The sequence below is a fragment of the Polaribacter sp. HL-MS24 genome (assembly GCF_032758595.1).
Taxonomy (GTDB): Bacteria; Bacteroidota; Bacteroidia; order Flavobacteriales; family Flavobacteriaceae; genus Polaribacter.
Map to the genome: position 1 here is coordinate 2010479 of NZ_CP136415.1, position 11830 is coordinate 2022308.

An 11830-nucleotide genomic window follows, 5' to 3' on the forward strand; every position below is an offset into this window, starting at 1 on the left:
AGCGTCGATGGTAGAAATGAGGAGTCTCGTTAAAAGGTATTTTGAACACCAACTTACACCTGTAATACTCCTAAATTAAATTTCTTTTCAATTGGCGCATGATTCGCAGCTTCTATTCCCATAGAAATCCAAGTTCTGGTGTCAAGTGGGTCGATCACTCCATCTGTCCAAATTCTTGCGGCAGCATAATACGGAGATATCTGATTGTCATAACGTTTTTTAATGTTGTCGAATAATTCCGCTTCTTTTTCGGGAGTAATTTCTTCGCCTCGCTTTTTTAAGGAAGCAGTTTCTATTTGCAACAGCACTTTTGCGGCAGAGTTACCACTCATGACGGCCAATTGTGCCGAGGGCCATGCTGCAATTAATCTTGGATCGTATGCTTTTCCACACATCGCATAATTACCTGCACCGTACGAGTTTCCGATAATGATGGTAAATTTAGGAACAACTGAATTACTTACTGCATTTACCATTTTGGCACCATCTTTTATGATTCCTCCATGTTCCGATTTACTGCCGACCATAAATCCTGTTACGTCTTGCAAGAATACTAAGGGTATTTTTTTTGATTACAATTGGCGATAAAACGAGTTGCTTTGTCAGCCGAATCGTTATAGATAACTCCTCCAAACTGCATTTCTCCTTGAGCTGTTTTCACCAATTTTCTTTGATTGGCAATAATCCCAACAGCCCATCCATCGATACGCCCATAACCCGTTAAAATGGTTTGTCCATACCCTTCTTTGTATTGATCAAATTCGGAGTGGTCTACCAGACGTTTGATGATTTCCAACATGTCATATTGGGCATTTCGTTCTTTAGGTAATATTCCAAAAATTTCTTCTGGATTTTCTTTGGGAGCTGCAGCTTCCGATCTATTAAAACCTGCTTTGTCATAATCTCCAATTTTATCTACGATTCGTTTTATTTTATCCAAGGCGTCTTTGTCGTCAAGTGCTTTGTAGTCGGTAACTCCAGAAATTTCACAATGAGTAGTTGCACCGCCTAAAGTTTCATTGTCAATACTTTCTCCAATTGCTGCTTTGACCAAATAACTACCTGCTAAGAAAATACTTCCCGTTTTATCCACTATGATGGCTTCATCACTCATAATTGGTAAATAAGCTCCTCCGGCTACACAGCTTCCCATGACTGCAGAAATTTGTGTAATTCCCATACTACTCATGATGGCATTATTTCTAAAAATACGACCAAAATGTTCTTTGTCTGGAAAAATTTCATCTTGAAGCGGCAAATACACTCCTGCAGAATCGACTAAATAAATGATTGGGATTTTATTTTCAATGGAAATTTCTTGGGCTCTTAAATTTTTCTTTCCTGTGATTGGAAACCAAGCACCAGCTTTTACAGTAGCATCATTGGCAACAACAATACATTGCTTTCCTCTGATATAGCCCATCTTCACAACCACACCTCCAGAAGGACATCCACCGTGTTCTTTGTACATATCATCACCAGCAAATGCTCCAATTTCAATACATTTTGAATTGTCATCTAACAGATATTCCACTCGTTCACGAGCAGTCATTTTTCCTTTTTCGTGATGTTTTTCAATCCGATCCTTGCCACCACCTAGTTTCACTTTGGCAAAACGTCTGCGCAAGTCTGAAACTAATAGTTTATTAAAATCCTCGTTTTTATTGAAGTTAATATCCATTGGGATGTATTTATGAGTCAGTAAAAATAATCATTTTTTGTCTTTTAAAAATGGGATTTCTTTTAAAACACTTTACCCTCAATTATTTTCTCAAAAGTGAGAAGTTTCCCCTTTTTTGGATTGGTTTTTTTAAAGTGTCAAACGGAGTTAAACGAATAGAGAGCTGTTTCGAGAATCACCTGATTGTAATAGGATGTTTTAAATTCCACTGTAATATATTCCTTGGAAAATAAATTGAGATTTTGTACTTTTGTCAAACGTTTAAAACCAGCTATCATGAAAATATGCTTATATGGAAAACAAGGACACGCGCATACTGTTGCATTTAAAAATTTTTTAAGAACGGGAGAGATTCCCTTCGAATACAAAGATGTTTTAAAAGATGAAGCGGCAAAAATTCATACCAAAGAGTTGTACAATGGACTTGTAAAAATACCTACCTTATTTATTGATGATTTGGTGTACTTACAGCCCACTTCAGATGAGTTTAATAAGATTATGGAAAACTTAATGTTAAAAGGATAATGGGAGATATTTCAAAAGATATTCAGTCTAAATTTGAAAATGAAAAAATCAAAGCATTTATCAATATCAAATACACTGCCAATTGGTTGAATAGTAAAGAAAACGATTTTTTCAAACCTTACGGAATTTCTCCCCAGCAATTCAATATTCTTAGAATAATACGAGGAGCAAAAAAAGAGATCAAAGTGCAGCTGATTAAAGATCGAATGATTGAACGTGCGCCAAATGCAACTCGTTTGATGGACAAACTGTGTGAAAAACAATTGATTGAAAGAATCCGTTGTGAACAAGACCGAAGAGTGGTTTATGTAAAAATTACACCCACAGGATTACAATTATTGAGCACCATTGATACTCACAAAAACTTATCTTTTTTAGATAATTTATCTAAAGAAGAAGCAAAAATATTAAGTGACTTATTGGACAAAATCAGATAACTAAGGGTTTGATTTATTGAGTTTAACATCATCAAGTACTATGAAAAAAATAAAAACAATTCAGTACAAAGTGGCAAGTCCCTTTGTCAATATGGGCCCCATACGATTGCGTCAACCATTACCAACAGCAGGGATAGAAAATGTAGACCCTTTTTTATTATTACACCATTATGGACCATATGCAATTTCTGAAATGAACAATCCGTTCGATTTAGGACCGCATCCTCATCGGGGTTTTGAGCCGATTACCCTGCTCTTTAAAGGAGAGCAATTCCACAGAGATTCTCTTGGGAATGAAATGGTTGTCAAAGCTGGAGGAGTTCAGTGGACTACTGCAGGGAGAGGAATTATTCATGCGGAAGCACCTACCAAAGAGTTTGTAAAAAAAGGAGGTGAGTTGGAAGGCATTCAATTGTGGCTCAATTTACCAGCAAAGGATAAAATGATGACTCCAAATTATCAACATTTAGAGGCCAGTCAAATTCCAACAATTACTTCGGAAGATCAAAAGGCAAAGCTGCATATAATTGCTGGAGATCAAAAAGGCGAAAAAGGATTGATCAAAACTCAAACAGCGGTCAATGTTTTTACAGCAGAATTGGATGCAGAGGGACAATTAGAAATTGACCTTCCAGAAAGTCATCAATCGCTCATTTACTTGTTGGAAGGATCTGTTGTGGTCAATCAAACTGAAGATTTACAAAAGGGAGAAGATCAGATGATTACTTTTCATCAAGATGGAAATGCCATTCAGGTAAATGCAAAAACTCGCAGTACACTTTTGATCTTATCGGGTGCTCCAATCAATGAAAAAGTGACGCAATACGGCCCTTATGTAATGAATACCCAAACCGAAATTTTAGAAGCAATGCGCGATTATCAGCAAGGAAAAATGGGGTATTTGTATTAATAATTTTTAAGAATCAATTAAACAATGAAGAAAATACGACACAACGCAAACTCAAGAGGACTTGCTGACCATGGTTGGCTAAAATCTTTTCACACTTTTAGCTTTGCCAATTATCAAAATTTCGAAAGAATGAACTTTGGAATGTTACGTGTATTGAATGATGATGTTGTTCAGCCCATGATGGGGTTTGGTACCCATCCGCATAAAAATATGGAAATCATTTCCATCCCACTTTCAGGTACTTTATCGCATAAAGACAGTATGGGAAATCAACGCGCTATTGAGGTTGGAGAAGTTCAGGTTATGAGTGCAGGAACAGGATTGACCCATTCAGAATTTAATGATAGTAAAACTGAAGCCGTCCATTTTTTACAACTTTGGATTTTTCCAGAAGTTGAAAATGCGAAGCCTAGCTATGACCAAAAAATGTTTTCAGAAAGTGGTCGGAAAAATAAATTTCAATTTCTTGTTTCTCCCCTTAATCAACAGATAGAGGGTTCATTGCCAATTCGTCAACAAGCCTACATTTCTAGGATAGATTTAGACAAAGAATTTGAGATTCATTATGAACTTACAAATGGCGCCTATTTTTTCTTATTGGAAGGGGAACTTTCTGTGGCGGATGAAATCCTTGAAAGAAGGGATGCTATCGGAATTTCAGAAACGAAAAAAGTATTGCTAAAAGCACGTACAAAAAGTTCAGTATTGATTATTGATGTTCCAATGGTGTAAAGTAGTTTACTTAAAACGACCTCCAATAATATAGTGTCAAGCCAAAGAATCATTTTCTTTGGCTTTTTCATTTGATAAATATAACTTATCTTGCTAACTGTTATGCATGCATAGCAAATAGAACTCTAAAAAATGAAATACAAGCACATATTTGAGCCTTTAGATTTAGGGTTTACCACCTTAAAAAACAGAATCCTCATGGGTTCTATGCACACGGGGTTAGAAGAAGAAAAAAATGGCATTGATAAAATAGCGGCCTATTATGCAGAACGTGCCAGAGGAGGTGTAGGGCTCATTGTTACTGGTGGAATTTCACCGAACATTCAAGGTTGGACTGGACCTTTTGCAGCAAGAATGTCTACTATAAAACACGCAACACAACATCAAAAAATTACCGCTGCAGTTCACAAAGAAGGGGGGAAGATTTGTATGCAAATCTTACATTCGGGGCGCTATGGATACCATCCCTTTACTGTAGCTCCTTCAAAAATAAAAGCACCTATAAACCCATTTAAGCCTTTCAAATTAACTCAATCAGGAATTAAAAGAACGATTCGAGATTTTGTCAATTGTGCTGAATTATCAAAGATTGCAGGGTATGATGGCGTAGAGATAATGGGTTCTGAGGGCTATTTGATCAACCAGTTTATTGCTAAAAGAACGAATAAACGAACAGATGCTTGGGGAGGTGATTATAAAAACAGAATGCGCTTGCCAATTGAATTGGTCAAACAAACAAGAGCAGCTGTCGGAAAAGAATTTATCATTATTTATCGCTTATCGATGTTGGATTTGGTCGAAAATGGTAGTTCTTGGGAAGAAGTTGTGCAATTGGGAAAAGAAATTGAAAAAGCAGGTGCAACGATTATCAATACCGGTATTGGATGGCACGAATCTCGTATTCCTACCATTGCAACTTCTGTTCCTAGAGCAGCATTTACTTGGGTAACCAAAAAAATGAAATCAGAAATTCAAATTCCTTTGATAACAACGAACAGAATTAATATGCCAGAAACGGCTGAAAAGGTTTTGGCCAATGGTGATGCAGACATGATTTCGATGGCGAGGCCTTTTTTGGCAGATCCAGAATGGGTAAATAAAGCCGCAGCAGAAAAGTCCGATGAAATCAATACATGTATTGGTTGTAATCAGGCTTGTTTAGATCACGTTTTTGAACAAAAAGTAGCCAGTTGCCTATAGTGAATCCTAGAGCCTGTCATGAGACAGAACTCAATTATCTTCCTACTAAAAATGTCAAAAAAATTGCAGTGATTGGAGCAGGGCCTGCAGGTTTGGCAGCTGCTACTATTGCTGCACAAAGAGGGCATTTAGTCACTTTGTTTGATTCAGATTCGGAAATTGGAGGACAATTTAACATCGCAAAACAAATTCCAGGAAAGAAGAATTTTACGAGACCCTACGGTATTTCAACAAACAAATAGAATTGCATAAAGTCACTGTTGAATTGAATACTAGAGTGAGCAATGAAGCACTTTTACAGTTCGATTTTGATGAAATTGTTATTGCTACTGGGATCAAACCTAGAACTCTGGATATTGAGGGAATTCATCATCCAAAAGTACTTAGTTATCTGGATGTATTGAAATTGAAGAAACCAGTTGGAAAACGAGTGGCTGTCATTGGTGCAGGAGGAATTGGCTTTGATGTTTCTGAATATTTATCACATGAAGGACCGTCTACTTCTCAAAATATTGAAGCTTGGTTAAAAGAGTGGGGAATAGACCCCTCCTTAGAAGCTAGAAGTGGAATAGAAAATATAACACCCGAATTTGAACCTTCTCCAAGAGAGATTTTTATGTTCAAAAGGAGTAAGGGTAAGTTTGGCGGAAACCTAGGAAAAACTACTGGTTGGATTCATCGTTCTTCTTTAAAAAAGAAAAAGGTGCAGTTTATTGGATCTGTTTCCTACACTAAAATTGACGATCAGGGCTTGCATTATTATCAAGATAATGAACACAAAGTACTAGCGGTGGATCATATTGTTATTTGTGCGGGACAAGTTCCTTTTAGGGAGTTATATCAGCCACTTCTCGATGCTGGAAAAAGTGTTCATGTGATTGGAGGAGCCGATTTCGCCTCCGAATTAGACGCCAAAAGAGCGATTCGTCAAGGAGCTAGATTGGCTGCAATTTTATAGCTATTTATCGAGCTAAAGTAAATAGATACAATATATTTGTACCTTAATTAATTTTTATCATGAAAAACAATATTCTCATACTTTTCCTACTTCAAGGTTTTTTGTTACTTGCACAGGAACCTCCTAAAATGTTAAAATACGATGCTGAAAATTCGGCAAATATTTTCTATTACCAAATAGATGAGGTTGCGAAGAAAATTAAAGTCAAAAAGGAACAGGTAAAGAATGTCACTAGAAAGGCACTCATTGATTATAACAATAAGATCAAAGATATTTCTTTTTTAAATTTTCAAGAATTAAGAGAACTTGAAACGTTAATCAATTCAGTTGGAGATCAAGTAAGAGGAAATCCTGATTTGGGAAGAAAACTTAGGAAAAATATTGAAATAGTTATTCTTCCAATTCGAGATTCTATCGAGGTGCATGAAAAAAAATTAAACAGTGCTCTGGAAACGATCTTGTCGAAAAGACAATATAAACGATGGCTCAAATACCAAAGAAATCAAAAAAGAAGTCTATTGCCAGAACGACCTAGGAGCAACAACCAAAGCATTCCTTCAAATATGAATAGAAGAAGTAATCGAGGTAGACCCAATTCAAGATTCTAAAAAAATATTTGCCACAAAACACTCTCATCAATAAGGACAAAAAGACTTTTAGGTTTTTGTTTCTATTTTCAGATTTAAACAATTAAAATAAAATAACGATATTTGTAACCCCCACTTAAATATAAGTTTTTAACTTTTTTTACAAAAAAAATAGACAAAAATGATGAACAAAAATACAGTGCTCTCTTGGGCCACGTTGATAATGATTATAGTTGGAATTAGTTTAATCGCTTTAGGGCTTTTTCGATATAGAGAGATTTCTGGTTGGGGATTTGCGGCAGTTGGTGCAGGTTTCTTTGCAATTGCATGGGTTTTTAATGCCTTAAAAGGAAGGGTATAATTAATATTGAACATTCAACACAAAAACATAATTAATGAGCGACGATAAGAAAGTAATTTTTTCGATGAATAAGGTGTCAAAAACCTATCAATCTACTGGAAAACAAGTTTTAAAAGATATTTATTTAAGTTTTTTTTATGGAGCTAAAATTGGAATTCTAGGTCTTAACGGATCTGGAAAGTCTACCTTATTAAAGATTATTGCAGGTGCAGAAAAGAATTTTCAAGGAGATGTCACCTTTGTACCAGGGTATAAGGTAGGGTATTTAGAGCAAGAACCTCAATTAGATCCAGAGAAAACAGTTTTAGAAGTAGTCAAAGAAGGTGTTGCCGAAACCGTTGCAATTTTAGACGAATACAATAAAATCAACGACATGTTTGGTTTGGAAGAAGTCTATTCGGATGCAGATAAGATGGACAAACTGATGGCACAACAGGCAGAATTGCAAGACAAAATTGATGCTGCTAATGCTTGGGAATTGGATACTAAATTAGAAATCGCCATGGATGCTTTGCGTACTCCCGATTCTGATAAGAAAATTGGCGTCTTGTCTGGTGGAGAAAAAAGACGTGTTGCGCTTTGTCGATTGTTATTGCAAGAGCCAGAAATTTTATTGTTAGATGAACCTACCAACCATTTAGATGCAGAATCTGTTCACTGGTTAGAGCATCATTTAGCACAGTACAAAGGAACAGTAATCGCAGTAACTCACGATAGGTATTTCTTAGACAATGTTGCTGGATGGATTTTAGAACTCGATCGTGGAGAAGGGATTCCTTGGAAAGGAAACTATTCTTCATGGTTGGATCAAAAATCACAAAGAATGGCTAAAGAAAGCAAAACGGCTTCAAAACGCCAAAAGACTTTAGAACGAGAATTGGAGTGGGTTCGTCAAGGAGCAAAAGGTCGTCAAACAAAGCAAAAAGCACGTTTGAAGAATTATGACAAATTGATGAGTCAAGACCAAAAGCAGGTTGATGAAAAACTGGAAATTTATATTCCCAACGGTCCTCGTTTAGGAACCAATGTAATAGAAGCTTCTGGAGTTTCAAAAGCTTATGCAGATAAATTATTATATGAAGACCTTGCATTCAATCTTCCACAAGCAGGAATTGTAGGAATTATTGGTCCAAACGGAGCTGGAAAAACAACCATTTTTAGAATGATCATGGGAGAAGAAACTCCTGATGCAGGAACTTTTAAGGTTGGAGATACTGCCAAACTTGCCTATGTAGATCAATCACATTCTAATATAGATCCTGAAAAATCCATTTGGGAAAACTTTTCAGAAGGACAAGATTTAGTCATGATGGGGGGAAAGCAGGTAAATTCTAGAGCCTACTTAAGTCGATTTAACTTTTCTGGAAGTGAACAAAACAAAAAAGTATCAACGTTATCAGGAGGAGAGCGCAACCGTTTGCATTTGGCAATGACTTTGAAAGAAGAAGGAAATGTGTTGTTATTAGATGAGCCTACCAACGATTTGGATGTAAATACCTTGAGAGCCTTAGAAGAAGGTTTAGAGAATTTTGCCGGTTGTGCCGTTGTGATTAGTCACGATAGATGGTTTTTAGACAGAGTATGTACTCATATTTTAGCTTTTGAAGGAGACAGTCAAGTGTACTTTTTTGAAGGTTCTTTCTCTGACTATGAAGAAAATAAAAAGAAACGTTTGGGCGGAGATTTGATTCCAAAACGATTGAAATACAAGAAGTTAATTCGATAATGATTTGTTGTAAATAGGTTACAATCCCCCTTCATTTTTTTGAAGGGGGATTTTTTTTACAAAAAAGGAATGAATTAAGATTTATGTTTTAAATTGAGCTCTTAATAGAAAAAGAATTCATTTTATGATCAAAGCCATTGCCCAAAATTTAGAAAGAGGAGTTCAGTTACTAACATCCATTACAGACGAACAATATTCAAACGCAAGCATACCCCCTTACTTTTCAAGTATTGGTTGTCATATGAGACATGTTTTAGATGCTTTTACGTCTATATTTAATGGATTGGAAAGTGGATGTGTCGATTTCTCAGATCGGAAAAGAAATACCATTAGTGAAGAAAAAACAACAGAAGGAATTCGCTATTTTCAAGAAACTCTCCAAAAACTCAAGAATCTTTCTTCTGAAAATTTAGAAAAAACAATCGAGGTGACGGATAATCTAGGAACTGGAGATATCACCATTACATACACCGTTGAAAATGCTTTAGCATATGCACATTCTCATGCCATTCACCATTTTGCGAGTATTGGGTTTTTAGTACATCAGCTTGGAATTGAATTGAAGAATCCTGATTTTGGATACAATCCTACGACCCCGAAAAACACTTTTAAAACACCATTTTCTTCAAACTAAATTTTTTCCCTTTTTGATGTACGAAAGCTTCAAGACAATTTGTGGGATGTACAAATTGATATTCTTGTGTGGGATCAAACCCTTCTTCATCAAACCTAAATATTCCTTCAAAGTCTTTTTGTCCCGAAGCGCTATATCTTGCTATTTTATAGGTGTCTTGATGCTCTTTTTTTACAATTTGAAACCATGCACCACTTCCAATTCCTCCTAGCCAAGTAGCACGTTCTGGAAAAAAAAGCTCTTTGTTTGGGAATTCTGTACCGATAGTACTGATTTCAGTGTTGAGCTTATTAAAAAAACAATTCTTGTATTCTTTAAAAATGGAACGGTTGAGGTATTCTCTATACTTTCCTTGATATACTTCGTGAATTTTCGAGGTTGTTTTTCCTTTAATCACATTTCCAATAGGACTTGATGTAATTACTTTAAAAGCTTTAAGAGCTGTTTTTATTTTTCTTTGTGTGGTTGATATTCTCAGTGTATCAGCAACAAATCGGGCACAATTACTCCCATTTTTATTGAATGCCCCGTAGGAGATTTCTTTTTGAAGAATGCACTGATGAATATAGTCAAATGCTTTTTGATAGTCAATTGCTTCATTGACACTTGCTATAAGTCTTCCTTCTCCATGTGTTTTCTCTGGGTGTTGTTCTATCCACAAAAGAATTTCTTTCAAGTTGGTTAAGGATCCTTTTTTGAAGTTTGCGGAAATTGGAATTGCGAGTTCAACATCGGTCTCTTTTGAACGTACCCTCCCATTTTTGTAGCTGGTAATGTATCGACCAAAATCAAAATAATTAATTTCTGTTTCATTTTTTTTAATCAACAATAAAGCTGCGTGTCCGGCTTGAATTGCATTTTTTTGACCAATGCCTAGGTAAGGCCAAAATCGGCTTGAAAACTCCCAAGTAGCAGGTCTGACAAAGGTGTCAGGGTAAGATAAAATTACAATGATTCCGTTTGAATGTAGCATGTGTACGCTGCCTTACTATTTTTGAAAGATGGCTTTAGAAATTGTGCCAAAGGTTTTAAATGCAAAATAGATGGTAAAAATAATTAAAAGACCTGCACTTACAAGAAATAAATGAGAAAGCCAATATTCAAATCCTTCCTGATATCTTTTGATCGCTTTGAATGCCATCGTTAATAAAACGGGAGACGCAATAAATAAGAGAATCAGTATAGCGAGTCTCTTCAGTGCCGTTGCCAATAGGTCTACATTCATATCTATAAGTTGAAATTTTTTATGGCATTTCTTACACTGCCATGTTTTTTTAATAATGTACTAGCGGTCTGTGGATCGATATTCAATTCTTGGATAAGCATATCAGTGCCTCTTGCTACCAGCTTATTGTTTGAGAGCTGCATGTCAACCATTTTATTTCCTTTTACTTTTCCTAGTTGAATCATTGTAGTAGTAGAAATCATATTCAAGACCAATTTTTGTGCTGTTCCTGCTTTCATTCGGGAACTTCCTGTTACAAATTCAGGGCCTACAACGACTTCTATTGGAAATTTTGAAACCGCAGCCAAGGGACTATTTTCATTACAAGTGATACAGCCTGTTGGAATATTTTTTTCATTGCATTTATTCAATGCAGCAATTACATAGGGGGTTGTTCCAGAGGCGGCAATTCCAATTACGATATCTTTTTCTGAGATAGCGTAAGCGAATAAATCTTCCCAACCTTGATTCAAGGAATCTTCTGCAAATTCAACTGCTTTCCGGATAGCAACATCACCACCGGCAATTAATCCTAAAACTAAATCATGTGAAACTCCAAATGTAGGAGGACATTCCGAGGCATCTAGGATACCAATACGCCCACTGGTTCCTGCACCTATATAAAACAATCTCCCTCCCTTTTGAAGTTGCTCAACAATTTTTTGTGTCAATTCTTCAATTTGTGGGATTGCTTTTTTGACGGCGAATGCAACAGTTTGATCTTCTTTATTGATCGTTGTCAATGTTTCTGAGATTGACATTTTTTCTAAATGATTGTATTTAGAATCTTGTTCTGTAGTTTTTATAAAAGACATGCTCCAAAAATACACTTTTTAAGGCAATTTTGAAGCATG

The 11830-nt window shown here is 35.9% G+C and carries 11 protein-coding genes and 2 pseudogenes; 9 read left to right on the forward strand and 4 right to left on the reverse strand.

Going from position 1 to position 11830, the window contains the following annotated elements; all coding sequences use genetic code 11:
* Positions 1-53: 53 nt before the first annotated feature.
* Positions 54-1681: pseudogene (locus RRF69_RS09430) on the reverse strand (acyl-CoA carboxylase subunit beta).
* Between the two features lie 276 nt (positions 1682-1957).
* Here RRF69_RS09430 and RRF69_RS09435 point away from each other — a divergent pair.
* The 9 genes and pseudogenes from RRF69_RS09435 to RRF69_RS09475 all read left to right on the forward strand — a co-directional run bounded on the left by RRF69_RS09435 (position 1958) and on the right by RRF69_RS09475 (position 9751).
* Positions 1958-2206: a glutaredoxin family protein gene (locus tag RRF69_RS09435; protein ID WP_316939546.1), complete on the forward strand. Its 249-nt coding sequence runs from the start codon at positions 1958-1960 to the stop codon at positions 2204-2206.
* On the forward strand, positions 2206-2643 hold the full coding sequence (locus RRF69_RS09440; protein ID WP_316939547.1) for a MarR family winged helix-turn-helix transcriptional regulator: 438 nt from the start codon (positions 2206-2208) through the stop codon (positions 2641-2643). Before RRF69_RS09435 ends, RRF69_RS09440 begins: the two co-directional genes overlap by 1 nt.
* Before the next feature lie 40 nt (positions 2644-2683).
* Positions 2684-3553, forward strand: a complete 870-nt coding sequence (locus RRF69_RS09445; protein ID WP_316939548.1) for a pirin family protein — start codon at positions 2684-2686, stop codon at positions 3551-3553.
* Positions 3554-3577: 24 nt separating this feature from the next.
* Positions 3578-4285, forward strand: a complete 708-nt coding sequence (locus RRF69_RS09450) for a pirin family protein (protein ID WP_316939549.1) — start codon at positions 3578-3580, stop codon at positions 4283-4285.
* 132 nt (positions 4286-4417) lie between these two features.
* A pseudogene (locus RRF69_RS09455) lies at positions 4418-6443 on the forward strand (FAD-dependent oxidoreductase).
* Positions 6444-6502: 59 nt separating this feature from the next.
* On the forward strand, positions 6503-7051 hold the full coding sequence (locus RRF69_RS09460; RefSeq protein ID WP_316939550.1) for a hypothetical protein: 549 nt from the start codon (positions 6503-6505) through the stop codon (positions 7049-7051).
* A gap of 163 nt (positions 7052-7214) precedes the next feature.
* Complete coding sequence (locus RRF69_RS09465; protein WP_316941131.1) at positions 7215-7391, forward strand: CAL67264 family membrane protein; 177 nt, start codon at positions 7215-7217, stop codon at positions 7389-7391.
* Between the two features lie 34 nt (positions 7392-7425).
* Complete coding sequence (ettA, locus tag RRF69_RS09470; protein ID WP_316939551.1) at positions 7426-9117, forward strand: energy-dependent translational throttle protein EttA; 1692 nt, start codon at positions 7426-7428, stop codon at positions 9115-9117.
* Positions 9118-9241: 124 nt separating this feature from the next.
* Positions 9242-9751, forward strand: coding sequence for a DinB family protein (locus RRF69_RS09475; protein WP_316939552.1), 510 nt, complete (start codon positions 9242-9244; stop codon positions 9749-9751).
* Here RRF69_RS09475 and RRF69_RS09480 read toward each other — a convergent pair.
* The 3 genes from RRF69_RS09480 to murQ are packed head-to-tail and all read right to left on the reverse strand — an operon-like array spanning position 9726 to position 11791.
* Positions 9726-10724 carry a DUF6695 family protein gene (locus RRF69_RS09480; RefSeq protein WP_316939553.1) on the reverse strand — a complete coding sequence of 333 codons (999 nt, stop codon included), beginning with the start codon at positions 10722-10724 and terminating at the stop codon, positions 9726-9728. The two genes, RRF69_RS09475 and RRF69_RS09480, sit on opposite strands and share 26 nt — an antisense overlap.
* 15 nt (positions 10725-10739) lie before the next feature.
* On the reverse strand, positions 10740-10976 hold the full coding sequence (locus RRF69_RS09485; protein ID WP_316939554.1) for a DUF6095 family protein: 237 nt from the start codon (positions 10974-10976) through the stop codon (positions 10740-10742).
* Positions 10977-10978: 2 nt separating this feature from the next.
* On the reverse strand, positions 10979-11791 hold the full coding sequence (gene murQ / locus RRF69_RS09490) for an N-acetylmuramic acid 6-phosphate etherase (protein ID WP_316939555.1): 813 nt from the start codon (positions 11789-11791) through the stop codon (positions 10979-10981).
* Between the last annotated feature and the right edge of the window lie 39 nt (positions 11792-11830).